Genomic DNA, 21,264 nt, shown 5'->3' with positions numbered 1-21,264 from the left:
GGTTCGAGGGTCGCTACGCTCCCGCCTCACCATGAGGATGGAGCGGCCGCAGGTTGCCTTATCGCCCCGCCTTCTTTCCGATCATGGGCGACAGTGCAGCCAAGATCAGCCTCACCCTGAGCCTGTCGAAGGGCGAGGCGGGTTGTTGGATCTCATCGGAATTTAACTAAACTTCATCCCCGGCACCGCCAGCGGATTGTCCTGCAGCGCCGCCCTATCAGGCGTATCGACGCGCGGCTTGCTGAGGAAGGCGTCGAACAGGCCCTTCACGAAATCTTCCGGCAGGTCCTTGGTGATGATCACCATGCGCGTGCGCCGGTCTTCCTGATCGGGCCAGGCCGGCAGCCGCACTGGCGGGTGGAAGATGTTCTGCACGCCATGCAGCACGACAGGGCGCTCCGGCCGGTCCGACACGGCAACGATCGCCTTCATGCGCAGCAGCTTTTCGCCATGCGCCGAACGAAGGAGATCGATGAACATCTCCAGCGCCATCGGATCGATCGGCTGCGTCTCGACGATCGAGAAGGATCGGATCGAGCCGTCATGGCGGGTTACGTCATGGGCGTGCTGATGCCGGTGGCCGTGGTGATGCCCATGATGGTGATGGTGTCCATGATCGCCGTGATGGTGGTCATGGTCGTGGTCGTGGTGGTCGTGATCATCATGTTGATGATGATCGTCGTCCGCCTCCAGCTCGTCCTGCAGCCAGCGGCCGACATCGGCAATCTTCGACGCCGGGTCATAGAGGCCATTGACGAGAATGGCGGCGCGTCCCGCCTCGTCGCTATCGGCATTCAGGATCTGCGCGCGGGGATTGAGCGCCCTCAACCGGCGCTCCAGCTGGCCTTCGGGTACAGCGCCGGCAATCCCGGTCTTGGACACGATCAGGCGGTCGGCGACCGCCACCTGCTTGCGCGCCTCTTCGTGATTGTCGAGTGTCTGCAGCCCGTTGACCGCGTCGACGACAGTAATCACGCCATCGAGGTCGAAATTGGTGGCGATGATCGGATTGCCCATGATCGACTGCATGACGGGAGCGGGATCGGCAAGGCCGGTCGTTTCGATGACGACGCGCTTCAGCGGCCGGATGCGGCCGGTCTGCATGGCATCCATGAGGTTCGCCAGCGTATCCACCAGCTCGCCGCGCACCGTGCAGCACAGGCAGCCGTCGGAAAGCTCGATGATGGAATCGCCGGAGCTTTCCACCAGCAGATGATCGATGCCAACATCGCCGAATTCGTTGATGATGACGGCCGCATCGCGCATGGCCTCGTCCTTGAGGATGCGGTTGAGCAAGGTCGATTTACCCGCCCCGAGAAAGCCGGTCAGGATGGCAACCGGTACTCTTTGCTGCGAAACGCTCATGGGTGATATCCGATACTAGAGCAATTCCAGGAAAAGTGCGTAGCGGTTTTCCGTCCGGAATTGCGTGAAAACAAAGAGACAGAGCGGTTCAGAGATTCCGTGAAAAGCTGAATCGCTCTAGAAAGTGGGACGCGGCATCGGGATCGGCACACCGGATGCGCCGCCGGAAATGGCGATTTTGCTGTCCCTGGTCGCCTTGTCGCCTCTGGCCGCGACATCGTCCTTGTCGCCCTTGGCGGCCGTCGCGACATCCTGGCCGCCGATCAGGCCGGCATAGACGAAATTGGGCTCGTGATCCATTTCATGGATGTAGGGGGACTGCACCTTGGTGCGGCCGAACGGATCGCGGGTCTCGCTGCGCGCCTGCGCGCCCTTGGTGCTGCAGATGTCGGCCGTGACATCGGCGACATCGGCCGCAAGCGGCGCGTCGGGTCTGAGGGTCGCCAGCGTATCGCGGGTCGACAGCTGATTCTGGAATCCTTTTTCCAGGAGATTGGCGGAATCGTCGGCGCGCGCCGCCAGGCTGTCGGTCCCGAGCACGACCGAGATCAGCGTGCGGCCGTTGCGGGTTGCCGATGCGATCTGGTTGAAGCCGGCCGCGCAGATGAAGCCGGTCTTCATGCCGTCGGCGCCGTCGAAGCGGCCGATGAGCATATTGATGTTCGGCACCTGCTTCACGCCGTTGGTGAAGCCCTCCAGCGAGAAATAGCCGGCATATTGCGGAAACTCGCGGCGCAGCGCCACGCTCAGGATCGCAAGATCGCGCGCCGTCGTATATTGCCCCTTGCCGGGAAGACCGTTCGGATTGATGAAATGCGAATCGCGCATGCCGAGACGGGCGGCTTCCGCATTCATCAGCGCCACGAAGCCCTGCTGCGAGCCGCCGACGGTCTCGGCCACCGCCATGGCAAGATCGTTGGCCGATTTGACCAGCATCATCTTCATGGCGTTGTCGAGCGTCATCTTCTGGCCGGGCTTGAAATACATCTTCGCCGGCGGCTGTGCCGCGGCAAGTTTCGACATGACGACGGGCGAATCGAGCCTGATCTGGCCGGACTGGATGGCCCGGAACGTTACATAGGTCGTCATCAGCTTGGTGAGCGAAGCGGGGTACCAGCGACGAAACGCCTCCTGCTGGTCGAGCACGCGCCCGGTTCCGGCATCGACGAGAACATGCGGATTGGCTGCGGCCGTCTGCGCGGTCGACAGGAAAAGCATGGATGCTGCTGCGGCCATAGGGGCGAGCCGCAGGGCGGCATACAAACGATTCTGCTTCGTCGGCACGATCTATCCTTCAGAGGTCCGGAATTTTCTCGAAAGCTTCGTCTATTTAACCTATATGGCTATGAGAAGGCAAAGGCGATTGACGACTTTATTTCCCGTCAGCACATCGCAAAGGCCCCGATGGGCGGGCCAAAGCCGTGCGACGGATCCGTGAGTTGAACCAGAATCGATATTGAGCAGCAGGAAAATCAGCATGCCGATCTTGAACAGGGCCGCAGAACTCCAGGGCGAAGTGACCGAGTGGCGCCGCCACATCCATGCGCATCCGGAACTCCTCTATGCCGTTGAGAATACGGCCGCCTTCGTGGCCGAGAAACTGCGCTCCTTCGGCGTCGACGAGGTGGTGACCGGCATCGGCCGTACCGGCGTCGTCGGCCTGATCCGCGGCAAGGGTGAAGGGCACACGATCGGCCTGCGCGCCGATATGGACGCCCTGCCGCTCACCGAAATCACCGGCAAGCCCTATGCTTCCGAAACGCCCGGCAAAATGCATGCCTGCGGCCATGACGGCCACACCGCCATGCTGCTGGGTGCAGCGAAATACCTCGCCGAGAACCGCACCTTCAACGGCAATATCGCTGTCATCTTCCAGCCGGCCGAAGAAGGCGGCGCCGGCGGCGACGCCATGGTGAAGGACGGCATGATGGAGCGCTTCGCGATCGCCGAGGTCTACGGCATGCACAATATGCCGGGCCTGCCCGTCGGCCATTTCGCCATCCGCAAAGGTCCGATCATGGCGGCGACCGACGAATTCACCGTCTCCATCAAGGGGCTCGGCGGCCATGCGGCCATGCCGCACAAGACGATCGATCCGATCGCCATCGGCGCGCAGATCGTTTCCAACCTGCAGCTCATCGCCTCGCGCAGCACCGATCCGCTGAAATCGGTCGTCGTCTCTGTTACAAAGTTCAATGCCGGCAATGCGCACAACGTCATCCCGAACGATGCGAGCCTTGCCGGCACTGTGCGCACGCTCGATCCCGAAATACGCGACCTGGCCGAGCAGCGCTTCAAGCAGATCGTCTCCGGCATCGCCGCCACCCACGGCGCGCAAGTCGAGATCGAATTCCAGCGCAACTATCCGGTCACCTTCAATCATGCCGACGAGACCGACCACGCGATCGCGGTCGCGGAGGAGATCGCCGGCGCGGGCAATGTCATCCCGGATATCGACCCGATGATGGGCGGCGAGGATTTCTCCTACATGCTGCTCGCCCGCCCCGGCGCCTTCATCTTCGTCGGCAACGGCGACAGCGCCGGCCTGCACAACCCGGCCTACGACTTCAACGACGAAGCGATCGCCCACGGCATTTCCTATTGGGTGCGCCTCGCCGAACAGCGCCTCAACGCCTGAGGGTCCACCACCGTGTTCCGTGCGCCTTGCCCCGGCGCACGGCACCGCAAAAGCGAATTGTCCTCAGGACGTAAAAGGGCTTGGCTTCGGACCTTTGCTTTTGTATGGATCATGCCGAGTGGTCTCGTAGCTCAGCAGGATAGAGCACCAGATTCCTAATCTGGGGGTCACGCGTTCGAATCGCGTCGAGATCACCATTGTTTTCGATAAGTTAGTATTTGATTTTCGACCGGCTCGGTTCATCACGATCCGATCGTTTATCCTATTGCTCTTCTTGAGTACGGCGGATGGAGTTCGGGTCGCACCATCAAATGGTTGCATTGTAATCAGATTTCGGTTGAAAATGCACGTATAATCCAACTTCGCATTCCTCGCCAGGAGCAACAGATGAATGAGAAACTCATCTTCGGTGCAAGCATCATTTGCTTGATAGTTGGACTTACATTCCTTTTTTTGCCCGCATCGCGATACTACCGAAATCTGAAAGTCGGCGCGTTCGGCGTACCACTCCTATTTGTTGGGTTGGTGCTGATGACGACTTTTAAATGGACCGAAGTAGCCATCAAAGTAAGCGGTCTTGAACTTAGACTCGCAAACGCACATCAACAGGCCCAGCAACTCCAATTAGCGCTCTCACGAGTTCAAGACGCGGTGACGCCGGAGGCAAAAACTCAGACACTCAAGACTGTTCTCTCGACTTACAAGAAAGTTGCGAACACCGAGCCTACTCCCGTTGAAATTGACAATTTCTACAAAGCTTTAGACGCAGCAAAAGTGACAGTTGTTCCTCTTGAGGCGGTTCACACGAACAATGCAGTTGGAAGCACTTCCGATAAACCCGCGCCTAGTGGAGCTGAGCAGCTGATGAAGTGACGCGCTCTCGCCCCGGGGCATAGCTGAGCTATTTTACGATCTACCCGACTACCTATAGTCAATGGCATCCGGATGGCTCCCCAGACTGCCGGTCAGCGTTGCGTAGAGGATAGTCCCGCCGCCGATCGCTTCATTGCCAGGATCGATGTTCATCCAGATCAGTTTTTTCGATCCGATTTTTTGTCGGCGGAGAATAGCAGGCTATACGTGATCAGCATGAACGCGAACTCAAAGCCCGCAACTCACCCCACAGCGATCCTGTTCCTCACCAGCCTGACGCCGCGGATCGACTCGGCGACCGCGGTCGCCCGCATCACCTCCTGCTGCGTTGCGACAGAGCCGTCCAGGCGGATTTCCTGGCCTGCGGCGGTCACCGTGACATCGGAAGCATCGATTCCGCCGGCAACGGCGAGCGCGTTGGCAACTGCGGATTCCAGAGCCGAGCGCCTGGCTTGTTCGTTTTCCAGATAGAGCTCCATGCCATGAAACGTTGCCGCCTTGAAAACCATTCATCACCCTCCTCATTCGAGTGGTCGGAAAACGCGGCACTTTGCATTTGGTTCAACGGAACCGCAAAAAATATTACTAAATCGGCGATTTCGCCTTTTGCGTGCATATTCAACACGATGCAGTTACACGGCTGCGGACTTGCCGCTCCAGGCAATCCCCTGTAGAGCCTAGGGGAACAGCAGCAAATGCGGATACCTGAATGAACACCGGCAGCAAGACGCGTCGCCGCCTGACGATATTGGGTTCGACCGGCTCCATCGGCCAGAATACGCTCGACGTCATTGCCCAGTTGGGCGGGCGCGACGCCTTCGACATCGCCGCCATCACCGGGCATGACAATATCGGCCTGCTGGCCGAGCAGGCCAGAGCGTGCGGCGCCGCTTTCGCGGTAACCGCCAATGAAGAGCGCTATCAGGAACTGAAGGATGCGCTCGCCGGGTCGAGCATAGCCGTCGGTGCGGGCAAGAACGCTTTGATCGAAGCCGCCTCGATGCCTTCGGATTGGGTCATGGCGGCGATCGTCGGCACCGCCGGCCTCGCCCCGACGCTGGCAGCCGCCCGTCGCGGCGCCGATATCGCGCTCGCCAACAAGGAGTGCCTGGTCTCCGCCGGCGATCTCTTCGTGCGTGCCGTTGCTGAGGGCGGCGGCCGGCTGATCCCGGTCGATAGCGAACACAGCGCGATTTTCCAGGCGCTGGAGGATGACCAGCAGCATGCGGTGGAGCGCATCATCATTACCGCGTCCGGCGGCCCCTTCCGCACCTGGACGCGCGAACAGATGGCCAATGTCACGCCGGCGATCGCGCGCGCCCATCCCAACTGGTCGATGGGCTTCAAGATCTCCATCGGCAGCGCCTCGATGTTTAACAAGGCGCTTGAAATGATCGAGGCCAAGCATCTCTTCAATGTGCGCCCCGATCAGATCGAAGTCGTGGTTCATCCGCAATCCGTTATTCACTCAATGGTCGGCTATACGGATGGTTCCGTGCTGGCGCAGCTCGGCTGCCCGGACATGCGCACGGCCATCGGCTATGCACTCACCTACCCCGCCCGCACCAAGCTCAGCGTCGACCGACTGGATTTCGCCAAGCTCGCCCGACTTGACTTCGAAGCGCCGGACGAGGTTCGCTTCCCGGCATTGCGCCTTGCCCGCACGGCGCTGGAGCGCGGCGGCCTGCAGGGCGCGATTATGAATGCGGCCGAAGAAATCGCCTTCCATGCCTTCGTGGATGGCCGTATCGGCTTCCTGGAAATGGCCGATATCGCCGAAGCCGTCATGGACGAGATGATCGCGACCGGCAGCGCCGAAACCATGGATGCCGTCTTTGCCGCGGACGCGGAAGCACGCAGCCGCGCTGCCGTGCTCGTCGCCCAGCGGGAAAAGGCTGCGTAAGTATAAGCTTACAATTCACAGCCGCTTGCCAGAAGCCCACAGTGGCTCGGCTACAGAGCGATTCCGCTTTTCTTCGAATCGCGAAAACGCTCTATCTTCTTGTTTTTACGCAATTCCGGACGCAAAACCGCTTCGCACTTTTGCTGGAACTGCTCCAAGAGAAAGCCGTTCCTTACGCGACGGCCCGCGCCAGCGCGCAGCGTGACCACAGCGCATGCAACGCACTGACCAGCTGCTCGATATCACCATCCGAATGCAGCGGCGTCGGCGTGATACGCAGGCGCTCGGTCTTCTTCGGCACGGTGGGATAATTGATCGGCTGGACATAGACGCCGGCGTCGAGCAGCAGATCCGAAATCCACTTGCACTTGGCCGCGTCGCCGACCATGACCGGCACGACATGGCTCGGGTTAGGCATATGCGGAATGCCGGCCGCATCGAGCTGGGCGCGCAGCTTGCGCACGCGATCCTGATGGCGCAAGCGTTCGAACTGGCTGACCTTCAGGTGCTGGATGGAAGCGACCGCTCCCGCAGCAAGCGCCGGCGGCAGCGAGGTCGTGAAGATGAAGCCGGAGGCAAACGACCGGATGAAATCGCAGAGCGCAGTCGAAGCGGCAATATAGCCGCCCATGACGCCGAACGCCTTGCCGAGCGTGCCTTCGATAACGGTCAGGCGATCCATCAATCCCTCGCGCTCGGCAATGCCGCCGCCGCGCGGGCCGTACATGCCGACGGCATGCACTTCGTCGAGATAGGTCATCGCGCCGTACTTGTCGGCGAGGTCGCAGATTTCCTTGATGGGGGCGATATCGCCATCCATGGAATAGACGCTTTCGAAAGCAATCAGCTTCGGCGCCTTCGGATCGGCCGCCTTCAGCTTGGCTTCGAGATCATGCAGGTCGTTATGCTTCCAGATGACCTTGTCGCATTTCGCATAGCGAATGCCTTCGATCATCGATGCGTGGTTCAGCGCATCCGAGAAGATGATGAGGCCTGGAATGCGCGCGCCGAGCGTGCCGAGCGTCGCCCAGTTGGAGATATAGCCCGAGGTGAAGATCAGCGCGGATTCCTTGCCATGCAGATCGGCGAGTTCCTGCTCGAGCAGAACATGGTAGTGGTTGGTTCCAGAAATATTCCGGGTGCCTCCCGCACCCGCGCCACAGTGATCGATGGCCTCTTTCATCGCCTCGATCACTTTCGGATGCTGGCCCATGCCGAGATAGTCGTTGGAGCACCAGACGGTCACTTCCTGAGGGCCATTGGCCGTATGCCTGACAGCGCGGGGGAAATTGCCACGGCGGCGTTCGAGATCCGCGAAGATCCGGTAGCGGCCTTCATTGTGAAGACCTTCCAGCTCGCCCTTAAAAAATGCTTCGAAATCCATCATCTGCTCCAGTACCGTGCGACCGTTTTCGAGAATGCCGGTTCGCACGTCAACCCCTCCGCTTTGCTTTCGCGCCCGCTGCGGCAAATGGCCCCTAATTTTGAACAATTCCAGACAAGAATAATCAATCACATCAAATTGACAATCGAAACTGCGCTGGAACACTTCTCCGGAGCGAGGGGTAAACCCGCCGCTCCGGTGTTTCTCTGGCTCAGCTATGCTGCGGCGACGGCCCGCTTTGCCATGACCTTAACCAGGTTGGCGCGGTATTCCGCCGTTGCATGCAGGTCGGAAAGCAACGATGACGGATCGATCGTCAGGCCCGCAACCGCCTCCGGCAGCCAGTTCGCCGCCAGCGCCTGCTCCATATCGCCTTGGCGGAACACGCCGTCGGCACCCGCGCCCGTGACGGCAACGCGAACGCCGGCTGCCCCCTTGGCGACGAAGACCCCGGTCATCGCGTAGCGCGAGGCCGGATTGGGGAACTTGGCATAGCCTGCCCTTTCCGGCGCGTCGAAGGCAATCGACGTGATCAGCTCGGCGCCTTCCAGCGCCGTCTCGAACAGGCCTTGGAAGAAATCGTCTGCCCCGATCTGGCGGCGATCGGTGACGATGGTGGCATTCAGCGCCAGCATCGCCGACGGATAATCCGCCGCCGGATCATTGTTGGCGACGGACCCGCCGATCGTGCCCATGTGCCGCACATGCGGGTCGCCGATCATGCCGGCAAGCTCGCAGAGAGCCGGACAGACCGCGCGGATCGCCGCCGAAGACGCGACCTCCGCATGGGTGGTCGCCGCCCCGATCGTGACCCTGCGGCCATCGACACGGATGCCCTTGATCGAGGGGATATGCCTGAGATCGACGAGATCGCTCGGCGATGCCAGGCGCTGTTTCATGGTGGCAATCAGCGTCATGCCGCCGGAGACGTATTTACCCTCGTCCGTGTTCGACAGAAGCTTTACGGCTTCGTCGACCGAAGAGGCGCGATGGTAAGTCGTTGCATACATTGTACTATCCTCCTCTCGTCTCAGGCCACGGCCCGCGCCGCTTCCCACACCTTGAGCGGGGTCGCCGGCATGGTCAGCGCGTTGTTACCGATCGCATCGGTGATGGCGTTCATCAGCGCCGGCGGCGAACCGATGGCGCCCGCCTCGCCGCATCCCTTCACACCCAGTGGATTGTTCGGGCAGGGCGTGTTCTGGTGCGAAAGCTGGAACGATGGCAGATCGTCGGCGCGCGGCATGGTGTAGTCCATGAAGCTTGCCGTCAGAAGCTGGCCGGTCTCATCGTAATGCACGGCTTCCAGCAGGGCCTGGCCGATGCCCTGCGCGATGCCGCCATGCACCTGTCCCTCGACGATCATCGGATTGATGATATTGCCGAAGTCGTCGGCCGCGACGAACTGCACGATCTCGGTCTTGCCCGTTTCCGGATCCACCTCGACCTCGCAGATGTAGCAGCCGGCCGGGAAGGTGAAGTTCGCCGGGTCGTAGAAGGCGGTTTCCTTCAGGCCCGGCTCCATGCCGGCGGGCAGATTATGTGCAGTGTAGGACGCTAGCGCCACCTGGAACCAGGGCAGCGATTTGTCGGTGCCGGCGACCTTCACTTCACCGTTCTCGATGACGATATCGCTTTCGTCGGCCTCCATCAGATGCGCGGCGATCTTCTTCGCCTTTGCCTCCACCTTGTCGAGCGCCTTGACGACGGCGGACATGCCGACGGCGCCCGAGCGGGAACCATAGGTGCCCATGCCCATCTGCACCTTGTCGGTATCGCCATGGACGATGGAGACGCTGTCGATCGGCACGCCGAGCCGGTCGGCCACGAGCTGCGCGAAGGTGGTCTCATGTCCCTGCCCGTGGCTGTGCGAGCCCGTGAGCACTTCGATGGTCCCGACCGCGTTCACCCGCACCTCTGCGGATTCCCACAGCCCGACACCGGCGCCGAGCGCGCCGACGGCCTGCGACGGCGCAAGGCCGCAGGCCTCGATATAGCAGCTCATGCCGATGCCGCGCTTCATGCCGCGGGCGGCTGCGGCCGCCTTGCGGGAAGGAAAACCGGCCCAATCCGCCTGCTGCATGGCGGCATTGAGCGAGGCTTCGTAATCGCCCGCGTCATAATTCATGATGACGGGCGTCTGGTGCGGGAAGGTGCGGACAAAATTGATCCGTCGCAACTCCGCCGGCGAGACGCCGAGTTCGCGCGCCGCCGTCTCGACCGTACGCTCCAGCAGATAGGTCGCCTCCGGACGCCCTGCCCCGCGATAGGCGTCGACCGGCACGGTGTTGGTATAGACCGTGCGGACATTGGCATGGATCGCCGGAATGGCATATTGGCCCGACAGCAGTGTCGCGTAAAGATAAGTCGGCACGCACGAAGAAAACAGCGACATATAGGCGCCGAGATTGGCGACCGTATCGACCTTCAATGCCGTGATGCGGTTCTCCGCATCGAAGGCCATCTTGACCTTGGAGACGTGATCGCGGCCATGGGCATCCGTCAGGAAAGCTTCCGTGCGGTCGGCCGTCCATTTCACCGGCACGCCGGTCTTCTTCGATGCCCAGAGGCAGACGATCTCTTCCGGATAGATATAGATCTTCGAGCCGAAGCCGCCGCCGACATCGGGCGCGATGACGCGCAGCTTGTTTTCCGGGGCGACATTGTAGAAGGCGCTCATGACCAGCCGCGCCACATGCGGGTTCTGGCTCGTCGTGTAGCAGGTATAATGGTCTTCGGCCGCATCATAGATGCCGAGCGTGGCGCGCGGCTCCATGGCATTCGGCGAAAGCCGGTTGTTGTAGAGCTCGATCTCGGTGACATGTGCGGCTTCGGCGATCGCCTTGTCGGTTGCCGCCGCATCGCCGAGCTCCCAGTCGAAAATCTGATTGTCCGGCGCTTCGGGGTGGATCTGCGGCGCTCCCGCTTTCAATGCGTCCAAGGCCTCGACGACGGCAGGCAGCTCCTCATAATCGACGGCCACGGCCTCCGCCGCATCGCGTGCCTCGCCGAGACTGTCGGCGACGACGATGGCAACGGCATCGCCGACATAGCGCACGGTATCGGCCGCGAGAGGCCGCCACGCACCCATCTTCATCGGCGACCCATCCTTGGAATGGATCATCCAACCGCAGATCAGGTTGCCGATGCCATCGGCCAGTAGTTGCTTACCGTCGAGCACGCCGATGACGCCCGGCATGGAAAGTGCCGCCGTCGCGTCGATGCTTTTGATCCTTGCATGCGCATGCGGGCTACGGACGAAATAGGCATACTTCATGCCCGGCGTCACCATATCGTCGGTGTAGCGCCCCTTGCCCGTTAGAAATCGCTTATCTTCCTTACGCGCCACGCGCGCACCAATGCCTTCCACGCCCATCACATCCTCCCATCGGGGTTGCGGGCCTGGCATCACGCCAAGACGACGATCATTGGCGTTCGCCAGACAGTCTCGGTGAAACTCTATTCAGCCGCTTGGCTTGCGGCATTCATCTCGGCATTGGCTGAAAGCACCGCCTTGACGATGTTGTGATAGCCGGTGCATCGACAGATATTGCCTTCGAGTTCGCTGCGAACGGTCTTTTCATCCAGCTTGCCGCCATGACGGTTGATCATGTCGACCGATGCCATCACCATGCCCGGCGTGCAGAAGCCGCATTGCAGGCCATGATGCTCCTTGAAGGCGGCCTGAACCGGATGCAGCTCGCCATTGGCGGCCAGACCCTCGATGGTTGTGATCTTGGAGCCGGAAGCCTGGACGGCCAAGATCGAACAGCTCTTCACCGACTTGCCATCCATGTGAATCACGCAGGCGCCGCACTGGCTGGTATCGCAGCCGACATGGGTTCCGGTCAGGCCGAGTTTTTCCCTGATGAAATGGACAAGCAGCGTGCGATCCTCGCACTCGCCGCTGACCGAACGGCCGTTCACCGTCAAAGTCACCTTTGCCATATTTTCCTCCTCGCCTCTCCTCCAGAGGCAAGGGGCATCATTTGACTTTTTTGCAGTCCAATCAACCTCTACTTTAGAACGGTCGCGGATTTTCTGCTTCGCGCCCGCCGTTTTACTCTCCGGACACGAGGCCGCCATTGTTCGGCAACAAAAAAACTATTGCCAGCCAATGGACAATCATATTTTGCACGATATTTTTCGTCATTGCAGGACTAAAAGACAGCCCATCGTGGTGGAGCTGAAGAATGGGACGACGTTGGCCGGGGTTCGGCTTAACTAACGTTGGAGAGAGTCAATGAAGAAAGTTCTTATGCTCGCAATGGTCGGCTTGTCTATCGCAAGCTGCACGCCGACCGAACAGGGCGCAGGCATCGGTGCAGCATCCGGCGCCATCATCGGCGGCGCGGTCACCGGCAACGTCCGCGGCGCCGCGGTCGGCGCAGCCATCGGCGGCGTCTCTGGCGCCGTCATCGGCAGCGTCCAGGAGCAGCCTGGCCAGTGCTACTACCGCGACCGCTACGGTCGTCGCTACATCGACGATTGCCCGCGCGGCGGCTATCGCGGTGGCTACGGCGGCGGTTACGGCGGCTACTGATCGATCCCAGCATGACGTTTCGAAGGTCCCGGATCGCAAGTCCGGGACTTTTTGATTCCGGCCGACAAACGGCTGCAGCACCGGCGCCAAAGCCGCCCGCCGTATGGCTGGGACAACCCGTGGACGCTGTTTTTCAGGCCGCTCGAATATATGAGAACTCTGGCGGAAATGTCGGCATTTCAGCCATTAAGAGGCATTTTTCCACGTTTTCGACTCCAAAAAGGTACACCTGGGAGACTTTTGCCTCTATGGTGGCCGCGCGTTAACTCCCGGGAAACGTCAAACTGAGTAAGTTCTCATGTAACCGTAAAGCGGCGTATGCATAAAAGAACTGAACCGAGAAAGAGTATTGCGTATCGGCGGGCAGGAACCGTAGCAGCGGTTGCGGCAGTGCTTGCGCTCGGTCCGATATATGCCGGAAACGCCTTTGCGTTCAAACTCTTCGGAATAAAGCTCTGGGGCGAGGACGAAACGGCGGACCAGGTTTCCGATCCCGTTCGCTACGCGGTCGATTTCAAGGCCGACAATCTCGACAAGGATCTGAAGGAAGCGTTGAACGACAGCTCCATGCTGGTTGCCGACGAGAAGAAGCCTGTATCCGGCGATCTCGGCGTTGTCGTCAAGGCGCGTGACGATCGCGACAGGCTGATTGCCACCCTTTATGAAAAGGCTCGCTACGGCGGCGTGGTCACCATCACCATCAATGGCACCCCGCTCGATGCACTGCCGCCGACGCCGACCTTCAGTCGCGCTAAGCCCGTCGCGGTGACCATCGCCATCGATCCAGGCCCGGTCTTCAAACTCGGCAGAATCAGCCTGCAGGGCGACGCCGCCAGGCTGGACCCAGCGAATTATGGGCTCGTGCGTGGCGGCGATGCCGGCTCTCTGACCATTCTGAAGGCTGGCGATAAGATGGTCGCCGACTTCAAGAACGAGGGGCATCCGCTCGCCAGGCTCGACAAGCGCGATGTCGTCGCCGATCATTCGACCAATACCGTGGATGTTTCCCTGAAGGTCGAAAGCGGCCCCGTCGCTCCCTTCGGCAATGTCGGCGTTACCGGCCAGAAGTCGGTCGACCCGAATTTCATCAAGCGCTACGCCCGCATCAATGAAGGCAAGCCTTACTCTCCCGACGAATTGAAGAAAGCGTCGGACCGCTTGAGAAAACTCGGCGTCTTTTCCAGCGTCACCATCCGCGAGGCCGACAAGCTGGCGCCGGATGGCAGCATTCCGACGACCATCGAAGTCTCCGAAGGCAAGCAGCGCTTCTTCGGCGTCGGCGCGCAATATTCCACCATCGACGGTTTCGGCCTGCAGGGCTATTGGGGGCACCGCAACCTGACCGGCCGCGCGGATTCGCTGCGCATCGAGGGCTCCATCTCCCGCATCGGCGAGACGACCGATGTCGGCCAGTTCGACTACACGGCCGGCATCACCTATATCAGGCCCGCGACCTTCTATCCTTCGGCGACCTTCACGGCCGGCCTCAAGATGCAGAGCCTGCATCCGGACGCCTACGACGCCAATACCGCGACGGCAAGCGGCAGTCTTGCTTACGAAATCAACGATCAGGATACCGTCTCGGCCGGCGGCGAGGTATCTTATGAACAGGATACCACCGACGCGTTCGGCAAGCACAACTATCTGACGGTCGCGATCCCCCTCGAATATATTCGCGACACGCGCGACAACAAGCTGGACCCGACAGAGGGTTATCGCGCCTCTGTCGGCGCCAAGCCGAGCTACGAGGCGATGGGCGGCACGATCTTCAGCTCGTTCGAAGGTTCGATCACCGGCTACAAGGGCGTCGGCGCCAACAACAATGTCGTCTTTGCCGGCAAGCTTGCGGCCGGCTCGCTGCTGGGCGCGAACAATATCGAGGATATTCCAGCCACCCGGCGCTTCTATGCCGGCGGCGGCGGCTCGGTGCGCGGCTACGGCTATCAGGAGATCTCGCCCTATGATTCCAACGGTAACGAAACCGGCGGACGCTCCTATGTGACTGCCTCCTTCGAAGCCCGCGTGAAGATCACCGATACGATCGGCGTCGTACCGTTTGTCGACATGGGAAGCGTGACCGACACCGCATTCCCGACCTTTTCCGATCTACGCATTGGCGCTGGCGTCGGCCTGCGCTACGCTACGCCCTTCGGTCCGATCAGGCTCGATGTCGCCGTTCCATTGAAGAAATATGACGATGGCACATCTTATGGCATCTATGCCGGCATCGGTCAGGCCTTCTGACAAGCCGTATAGTTGTCGCGGACGTTTCAGCACACGGTTACAAAATTGGGGTTACTGTCGCTTTCATGAGCATATTGATTCGAATCCTCGGGAGATTGGTGCGCTTGATCGCCTATGCGGTCGTGGCGATCCTTTTGCTCGTGATCGCGGCTGTGCTCGTCGTCGGCCTTGTCCCTTCCGCAGCAAGCTATGCCGTCGACCAGGTGGCTAAGCTCGCCTCGACACCCGACCGCACCATTACCATCGCAGCGCCTTCCGGGCTGCTGAACGGAAACCTGAGGGTTGGCGCCATTACGGTGGCGGACACGAAGGGCGTCTATGCCAAGGTGCAGAACCTTGCGGTGGACTGGTCCCCGCTGTCCTTGCTGACGGGTACGTTCCACGCCGACCGTATCGCCGCCGACGTGGTCGATTTCCAGCGCCTGCCGGTTTCGACGGCAGCACCCGCGCAGGAAACGCAAACGGCAGGCGGCAGCGGCTTTTCACTGCCCGTCGCCGTCAATATCGACGCAATCGCGCTGCCCGACCTTCGTATTGGCCAGGCGGTCGCCGGACAGGATTTCACTCTGGCCGCCGATGGCAGCGTCAAGGCCAACAGCAGCAGCATGGGTCTCATGCTGAATGCCAGCCGCCATGATGTGCCCGACGCCAAGCTTTCCGCCGATATCGCCTTCGCGCCGGCCGAGAACCAGCTGAAGCTGAAGACGCAGATTTCCGAGCCGCGCGACGGCATGCTGGCCGGCCTCCTGCATCTGCCAGGCGGCCCGGCGATCAACATCGATCTTTCGGGCGAAGGTCCGCTATCCAACTGGGCCGGCAAGCTGCAAGCAGCCCTCGACGGCAAGCCGACGGTCGCCATCACCGGCCATCATAGCCTTTCCACCGACGGCCTGCATCACATTGACGTCAAGGGCGGTGGCGACGTCGACTCGCTGCTCCCGCCGACCATGCGGCCGCTCTTTGCCGGACAGACCACCATCGATCTTTCGGCAACCTTCGACGGCAAGGGCAAGATCGACATCCAGACCGGCAATCTTGCCACCGGCAGCGCGGTGCTTGCCGCATCCGGCACGCTGGATCCCAACGGCAACAACAGCCTCAATGCCAATCTGCTCGGCACCTCCGGCCCCGTCGACTTCCGCTGGCCGATGGAGGACGGCGAGGTCCGCGCCCTGATTTCCCGCGTCGATATCGCGCTGACGGGCGCGGCGCAATCGGTGAAGATCGATGCGAAGGCGGCTCTCGACAGCGCCAGCACACCGCAGGGGCAGATTGGCCAGGTAAACCTGAGCGCCAGAAGCGACGCCTTCAATCTGACCACCATGTCCGGCCCGCTGCAGCTCCGCCTTGTCGTCGGCCAGACGGCCTTCCTCAGCGCCGATCTCAACCGCCTGATCCGGGCGCCGATCGCGCTGACCGCGCCTTTGCAGCTCTCGCCCGATACGATCGGCTTCAACAATACGACGCTGGAAAGCGCCAGCATCGGCGGCACGGTCAACGGCAAATATACGCTATCGTCAAAGGCGCTGACGGGCAATTTCAAGCTGTTCGCCCTGCCCGGCGTGCTGCCCGACGGCGTTTCGGACAAGTTCGAAGGCACGATCTCGCTGGAGGGCCAGGTCGCCGGCACCGTGCCGACCAAGATGACGCTCTCCAACCTTGCGGTGAAATCCAATATTGCCGAGATCAGTGGCAATCTCGCGCTCAACGACCAGTCGCTGACCTCGGATCTATCAGGCAAGCTGCTCGACCTTTCCAAACTCATTCCAAACGCCGAAGGGCAGGCCGATATCGGCCTCAAGGCCAAGGGACCGCTGACCGCCCTCGGCATCGACGCGACCGCCAAGGCCGTCAACGTCAAGCTCGCGGGTCGATTGCTGGATACGCTCGATATCGGCATAACGGGAACCGCCGATCCCAAGGCCCCGCAGGCGAAGGTGCAAGCGAGCGGAGCGATCGACGGCAAGCCGATCCGCATTACCGCCGACGCCGTTTCAAAGGACGGCCGCACCAGCATCCCGTCGCTATCGGCGGAGATCGGCACGAACAAGCTGCAGGGCAAGCTGGACCTGTCGCCGAGCTTCGAACCGACGGGCGCGCTGACATTCGATCTGCCAGATCTGAGCCTCCTTGCAGCCCTCGCCGGACAACAGGCCGAGGGTGATCTCAAAGGCTCGCTCGATATCGCCAGCGTTAATGGAAAGACCGGTCTGAAGGTCAACGCCAGCGGCAATGGCATCCGCCGAGACGACCTCGTCATCAGCAAGCCGGCTGTCGCGCTCACCGTCGACGACCTCAAGGCCTTCTCCGCCAATGGCAGCATCCGCGCGGATACCATCGCCTCCGGCGCCAACCGCATTACCGGTCTCGGCCTGACCTTCACCCAGCAGGGCAGCCGCACGGACTTCGATCTGAAATCCACATATGACAACACGCCGCTGACGGTGCGTGGCGGCGTCGAGACATCGGGTGGCCAGACGACGGTGAGCCTCGACTCATTTGCGGGTGCTCCGCGCACGATACCGGTGAAGCTGGCATCGCCGACCAAGATCGTCATCAAGGATGGGATCGTGTCGCTGAATGGCCTGACCCTTCAGACGGGCGGCGGCTCGGTGACCGTCGACGGCACCGCCGGCCAGACATTGAACATCAATGCCAAGATCGCCAACCTGCCGGCAAGCCTCGCCAACGTCTTTGCGCCGACCCTTGCGGCAGAAGGCGTCATTTCCGGCACGGTAGCGGTAACCGGCAAGGCCACCGCGCCTGCCGTCGTTTTCCAGACAAATTGGTCTGGCGCCGCGACCAGCCAGACGAAATCCGCCGGCCTCGCCGCCCTCGGCATCAAGGCGGACGGCAAATTCGCCGACAATATTGTGACCATCGACACCAACCTGACCGGTCAGAGCGGCCTCGCGCTCAACGGCGGCGGCACCGTCGCCATTGCCGGCAACAAGGCCATGGCGCTGAAGTTTTCCGGCAATGTGCCTTTCGATGCCCTCGCCGGCCAGCTCGCCGCCCAGGGCCTTGTCGTGACGGGCGCCGCCAAGATCGACATGCAGATCGGCGGCACGACGACAGCACCGGCCATATCAGGCACGATTGCCACCGACGGCGGCAAGCTGGTCGACGTCCGCCGGAACCTGACCCTTAACGCCCTTGCCGTCACAGTAACCCTCGACGGCAAGCAGGCGGTCATCTCGCGCCTCAGCGGCAACCTGACGAGCGGCGGCAGCATTTCGGGCAGCGGCACGGTCGGCATTGCCCCGGATAGCGGCTTCCCCGCCGATATCCAGATGAAGTTCAACAACGCGACCTATGTCGACGGGACGCTGGTGGCTGCGACCATCAACGGCACGCTCGGCGTCAAGGGTCCGCTGATGACCGCGCCGATGCTGACGGGCAATCTGAGGATCAACAAGGCATCGATCACGATACCGGAGAAGCTGCCGGCGTCGCTTTCCGAGATCAACATCAAGCACAAGAACGCCCCGGCCGCGGTCAACGCCCAGTTCAAGGATCAGAAACCAGAGGGACCGCGCAGCAAGTCAACCACCCTCGGCATCGATCTGCAACTCGATGCACCCTCGCAGATCTTCGTGCGCGGCCGCGGCATCGACGCCGAACTCGGCGGCAGCATCACGGTGCGCGGCACGGCGGCGGAACCTGTGGTATCCGGCGGCTTCACCATGCGGCGCGGACGCCTGACCATCCTCAGCCGCCGGCTGGACTTCACCGACACCAGCAAGATCACCTTCGGCGGCGACCTGACGCCGGCACTCAACATGGAGGCGACCTCGACGGTGAGCTCCACCACGATCACCGTCAACGTCACCGGTCTCGCGACCGACCCGCAGATCGGCTTTTCCTCTTCGCCGGCGCTGCCGCAGGACGAAGTGCTGGCGCAGCTGATCTTCGGCCAATCCATGTCGAAACTATCGGCCATGCAGATCGCCCAGCTCGCCGATGCGGCAAGCCAGCTCGCCGGCGGACGCTCCACCTCGCTGTTCGAGGGATTACGCAGCCATCTCGGCGTGGACGATCTGGATATTTCGACCGATGCGAACGGCCAGGCGCAGGTCGGCGCCGGCAAATATATCAACAAGCGCACCTATATCGAGCTGCAGCAGGGCGCCTCCAACAACACCAAGGCGATCATCAACCTCAATGTCGGACGCGGCGTGAAGTTGCGCGGCGCGGCGGGCTCGGACGGCGCAGGCGAAGCCGGCATCGTCTACGAGCATGAGTATTGAAAGATAAATCCCCTCGCGCCTCATCTGCCGCCTCATTCGCGCGCTGCTACCCGACGAGCCGAAAAGGTTGATGTCAGGTCGCCTGTATATTTGTCATTTTTGCTAAATCGAATTGACCAATTCGCCAAAAGCTAGTCAGTTTTCGACAATTTTCCATCTTTTTGCTGTCATGCGGAAAATCGATAATGCGGGTCAACAGCCTCTAACCTTCGGAGCAATGCCGATGAATACGCAATCCACCCCCGTTACCTTGATCGGCGTTCCCCTGGAAGAAGGCTCCGGTCGCCGCGGCGCCGGCATGGGCCCGACCGCGCTCCGTATCGCCGGCATCGAAACCACGCTGATCGAGCTTGGCCATCGCGTCACCGACAGCGGCGACCTGCATCCTGTTCCGGCGGCAGACCTTCCGGAGCATCCACAGGCCCATAATCTGAAGATCGTCGGCGCTTTCACGCGTGCGCTGGAAGCAAAGGTCTATGACGTTGCATCATCGGGCAGCTTCCCGCTGATCCTCGGCGGCGATCACAGCCTGTCCATGGGCAGCGTCTCCGGCATGGCGCGCCATGCGGCGGAGGTTGGCCGCCCGCTCTTCGTGCTCTGGCTCGACGCGCATTCCGATTTCAATTCGCCGGCCACCTCGCCATCAGGCAATATTCACGGCATGCCCGTCGCCTACTATTGTGGTGAAGCCGAGATCGAGGGCGTTCTGCCGGCCGGCCGGCCGTTGGTCGACCCGACGAAGGTCTTCCAGGTCGGTATCCGCTCCGTCGACCCGCACGAGCGCGAGGAAATCCGCGAGCACGGCGTCAACGTCTTCGATATGCGTTCGCTCGACGAGCAGGGCGTGGCCGCCATCATGCGCAGGGTGCTCGATACCGTCAGCGCCGCTAACGGCCTGCTGCATGTGAGCTTCGACGTCGATTTTCTCGATCCGGATATCGCGCCGGGCGTGGGCACGACGGTGCCGGGCGGCGCCACCTATCGCGAAGCGCATCTGATCATGGAAATGCTCTCCGACAGCAACCTCGTCTCGTCGCTCGATCTCGTCGAGCTCAACCCTTTCCTCGACGATCGCGGCAAGAGCGCCCGCGTGCTGGTGGAGATGGCCGCAAGCCTCTTCGGCCGGCGCATCTTCGACCGCCCGACGCGGGCTGCCTGAGGGCGGGCCAATCCTTCAGGGCCATCCTCGTCCTTCGACGGGCTCAGGATGCGGATGGAGCGAGCAGCATTCTCGATACGGCTCTCAGTCCCCGACAGCGAAGCAAGAAGATCAGCCCTCGCGGTGAGGTGGCGCGCAAGCGCCCTCGAACCGCGAGGGTGGGTAGTCGGCCTCCTTGTCGAAAGCGGCCCTGAAGCCCGTCCAGTCGAAACCGCTTGTATAGATTTAGGTTTGAGCAATGTTCTTGTTCTATCGTGGCATGAACACGCCGAATTCGGCGTCACGGTTCAATGGGAAGAATGTTCATGGCCACGATCAATTCCACCAGCTTCAGCGGCGAGACTCTGGAGATCATTGCCTTCCGGTTGCATGATCAGGAATTCTGCGTCAAGACCACCACGATCCGCGAAATCCGCGGCTGGGCGCCGTCGACACCGATTCCGCATGCGCCGGCCGATGTCATCGGCGTCATGAACCTGCGCGGCTCGGTCATCCCGATTATCGACCTCGCCTACAAGCTCGGCATGCAGAGCACGGTTGCCAACGAGCGCAGCGCCATCGTCGTCGCCGAAGTGCATAATATGGTCATCGGCATGCTGGTCGACCGCGTCTCCGACATCCTGACGATCGCCTCCAGCCAGGTTCAGCCGGTGCCGGAAGTCACGGCCTCCTTCGATCGCGTCTATTGCGAAGGCATCATCGCGACGGAGAATGGAATGATCTGCTTCCTGAACCTTGCCAAGATGTTCAAGGAAAACGAAACGGACGAACTCGCCGCATAATTTCGCACAGTTCTGTTTTTAAGAGCTGCCCGGCATAGCCGGTCCAGCATAATCGGTTCTGCACACGCCTTCTCAGCACGAAGCCGCCTCGAAAACTCAAGGCGGCTTCGTCGTTTTCAGAAC

Annotated in this window: 15 protein-coding genes and 1 tRNA gene; 9 read left to right on the top strand and 7 right to left on the bottom strand. The window is 61.3% G+C overall.

What is annotated here, in order from left to right:
- Positions 1-162 precede the first annotated feature (162 nt).
- Together ACPYOP_RS15085 and ACPYOP_RS15080 are read right to left on the bottom strand one after the other, a co-directional pair.
- On the bottom strand, positions 163-1,365 hold the full coding sequence (locus ACPYOP_RS15085; protein ID WP_481411174.1) for a CobW family GTP-binding protein: 1,203 nt from the start codon (positions 1,363-1,365) through the stop codon (positions 163-165).
- Between the two features lie 117 nt (positions 1,366-1,482).
- A complete protein-coding gene (locus tag ACPYOP_RS15080; RefSeq protein ID WP_481411173.1) occupies positions 1,483-2,649 on the bottom strand; it encodes a D-alanyl-D-alanine carboxypeptidase family protein in 1,167 nt (388 codons plus the stop codon).
- 193 nt (positions 2,650-2,842) lie between these two features.
- On the opposite strand from ACPYOP_RS15080, the gene ACPYOP_RS15075 reads away from it, so the two are divergent.
- The 3 genes from ACPYOP_RS15075 to ACPYOP_RS15065 all read left to right on the top strand — a co-directional run bounded on the left by ACPYOP_RS15075 (position 2,843) and on the right by ACPYOP_RS15065 (position 4,876).
- On the top strand, positions 2,843-4,003 hold the full coding sequence (locus ACPYOP_RS15075) for a M20 aminoacylase family protein (RefSeq protein ID WP_481411172.1): 1,161 nt from the start codon (positions 2,843-2,845) through the stop codon (positions 4,001-4,003).
- 120 nt (positions 4,004-4,123) lie between these two features.
- Positions 4,124-4,200, top strand: a tRNA-Arg gene (locus ACPYOP_RS15070).
- A gap of 190 nt (positions 4,201-4,390) precedes the next feature.
- Positions 4,391-4,876, top strand: a complete 486-nt coding sequence (locus ACPYOP_RS15065) for a hypothetical protein (protein ID WP_481411171.1) — start codon at positions 4,391-4,393, stop codon at positions 4,874-4,876.
- A gap of 242 nt (positions 4,877-5,118) precedes the next feature.
- Here the strand turns inward: ACPYOP_RS15065 and ACPYOP_RS15060 are convergent, their stop codons facing one another.
- A complete protein-coding gene (locus tag ACPYOP_RS15060) occupies positions 5,119-5,385 on the bottom strand; it encodes a BON domain-containing protein (RefSeq protein ID WP_120665484.1) in 267 nt (88 codons plus the stop codon).
- Between the two features lie 200 nt (positions 5,386-5,585).
- On the opposite strand from ACPYOP_RS15060, the gene dxr reads away from it, so the two are divergent.
- Entirely contained in the window at positions 5,586-6,779 is a 1,194-nt protein-coding gene (dxr, locus tag ACPYOP_RS15055; RefSeq protein WP_481411170.1) for a 1-deoxy-D-xylulose-5-phosphate reductoisomerase, read from the top strand.
- 172 nt (positions 6,780-6,951) lie between these two features.
- Here dxr and hemA read toward each other — a convergent pair whose 3' ends face one another.
- From hemA to ACPYOP_RS15035, 4 genes are all read right to left on the bottom strand, one after another.
- Positions 6,952-8,163, bottom strand: coding sequence for a 5-aminolevulinate synthase (hemA, locus tag ACPYOP_RS15050; protein ID WP_481411249.1), 1,212 nt, complete (start codon positions 8,161-8,163; stop codon positions 6,952-6,954).
- A gap of 215 nt (positions 8,164-8,378) precedes the next feature.
- Positions 8,379-9,173: an FAD binding domain-containing protein gene (locus ACPYOP_RS15045; RefSeq protein WP_481411169.1), complete on the bottom strand. Its 795-nt coding sequence runs from the start codon at positions 9,171-9,173 to the stop codon at positions 8,379-8,381.
- A 20-nt stretch (positions 9,174-9,193) separates the two neighbouring features.
- Positions 9,194-11,539 (bottom strand): xanthine dehydrogenase family protein molybdopterin-binding subunit, encoded by a 2,346-nt coding sequence (locus ACPYOP_RS15040; protein ID WP_481411168.1) that lies wholly within the window; start codon positions 11,537-11,539, stop codon positions 9,194-9,196.
- 83 nt (positions 11,540-11,622) lie between these two features.
- Positions 11,623-12,111 (bottom strand): (2Fe-2S)-binding protein, encoded by a 489-nt coding sequence (locus tag ACPYOP_RS15035; protein ID WP_481411167.1) that lies wholly within the window; start codon positions 12,109-12,111, stop codon positions 11,623-11,625.
- Between the two features lie 295 nt (positions 12,112-12,406).
- Between ACPYOP_RS15035 and ACPYOP_RS15030 the strand changes: the two genes are divergently transcribed.
- The 5 genes from ACPYOP_RS15030 to ACPYOP_RS15010 all read left to right on the top strand — a co-directional run bounded on the left by ACPYOP_RS15030 (position 12,407) and on the right by ACPYOP_RS15010 (position 21,141).
- On the top strand, positions 12,407-12,706 hold the full coding sequence (locus ACPYOP_RS15030; RefSeq protein ID WP_481411166.1) for a glycine zipper domain-containing protein: 300 nt from the start codon (positions 12,407-12,409) through the stop codon (positions 12,704-12,706).
- 318 nt (positions 12,707-13,024) lie between these two features.
- On the top strand, positions 13,025-14,950 hold the full coding sequence (locus ACPYOP_RS15025; protein ID WP_481411165.1) for an autotransporter assembly complex protein TamA: 1,926 nt from the start codon (positions 13,025-13,027) through the stop codon (positions 14,948-14,950).
- 65 nt (positions 14,951-15,015) lie between these two features.
- Positions 15,016-19,200 (top strand): translocation/assembly module TamB domain-containing protein, encoded by a 4,185-nt coding sequence (locus ACPYOP_RS15020; protein ID WP_481411164.1) that lies wholly within the window; start codon positions 15,016-15,018, stop codon positions 19,198-19,200.
- A 223-nt stretch (positions 19,201-19,423) separates the two neighbouring features.
- Positions 19,424-20,359, top strand: a complete 936-nt coding sequence (gene rocF / locus ACPYOP_RS15015; RefSeq protein ID WP_481411163.1) for an arginase — start codon at positions 19,424-19,426, stop codon at positions 20,357-20,359.
- Positions 20,360-20,664: 305 nt separating this feature from the next.
- Positions 20,665-21,141 (top strand): chemotaxis protein CheW, encoded by a 477-nt coding sequence (locus tag ACPYOP_RS15010; RefSeq protein WP_120665511.1) that lies wholly within the window; start codon positions 20,665-20,667, stop codon positions 21,139-21,141.
- Positions 21,142-21,264: the final 123 nt, after the last annotated feature.

It is taken from the genome of Rhizobium sp. KNZ2-6A, from assembly GCF_056755475.1.
The sequence above is the reverse complement of the archived record's forward strand: the minus strand, read 5'-3'. Positions and strand labels throughout refer to the sequence as shown.

What these genes read in the sequence shown, in the direction of transcription:
- ACPYOP_RS15045 (WP_481411169.1), bottom strand. Translation starts at nt 9,173, where the DNA reads ATGTATGCAACGACTTACCATCGCGCCTCTTCGGTCGACGAAGCCGTA.
- ACPYOP_RS15085 (WP_481411174.1), bottom strand. Translation starts at nt 1,365, where the DNA reads ATGAGCGTTTCGCAGCAAAGAGTACCGGTTGCCATCCTGACCGGCTTT.
- ACPYOP_RS15025 (WP_481411165.1), top strand. Translation starts at nt 13,025, where the DNA reads ATGCATAAAAGAACTGAACCGAGAAAGAGTATTGCGTATCGGCGGGCA.
- ACPYOP_RS15040 (WP_481411168.1), bottom strand. Translation starts at nt 11,539, where the DNA reads ATGGGCGTGGAAGGCATTGGTGCGCGCGTGGCGCGTAAGGAAGATAAG.
- ACPYOP_RS15020 (WP_481411164.1), top strand. Translation starts at nt 15,016, where the DNA reads ATGAGCATATTGATTCGAATCCTCGGGAGATTGGTGCGCTTGATCGCC.
- ACPYOP_RS15010 (WP_120665511.1), top strand. Translation starts at nt 20,665, where the DNA reads ATGGCCACGATCAATTCCACCAGCTTCAGCGGCGAGACTCTGGAGATC.
- ACPYOP_RS15030 (WP_481411166.1), top strand. Translation starts at nt 12,407, where the DNA reads ATGAAGAAAGTTCTTATGCTCGCAATGGTCGGCTTGTCTATCGCAAGC.
- ACPYOP_RS15060 (WP_120665484.1), bottom strand. Translation starts at nt 5,385, where the DNA reads ATGGTTTTCAAGGCGGCAACGTTTCATGGCATGGAGCTCTATCTGGAA.
- ACPYOP_RS15065 (WP_481411171.1), top strand. Translation starts at nt 4,391, where the DNA reads ATGAATGAGAAACTCATCTTCGGTGCAAGCATCATTTGCTTGATAGTT.
- ACPYOP_RS15075 (WP_481411172.1), top strand. Translation starts at nt 2,843, where the DNA reads ATGCCGATCTTGAACAGGGCCGCAGAACTCCAGGGCGAAGTGACCGAG.
- dxr (WP_481411170.1), top strand. Translation starts at nt 5,586, where the DNA reads ATGAACACCGGCAGCAAGACGCGTCGCCGCCTGACGATATTGGGTTCG.
- rocF (WP_481411163.1), top strand. Translation starts at nt 19,424, where the DNA reads ATGAATACGCAATCCACCCCCGTTACCTTGATCGGCGTTCCCCTGGAA.
- ACPYOP_RS15035 (WP_481411167.1), bottom strand. Translation starts at nt 12,111, where the DNA reads ATGGCAAAGGTGACTTTGACGGTGAACGGCCGTTCGGTCAGCGGCGAG.
- hemA (WP_481411249.1), bottom strand. Translation starts at nt 8,163, where the DNA reads ATGGATTTCGAAGCATTTTTTAAGGGCGAGCTGGAAGGTCTTCACAAT.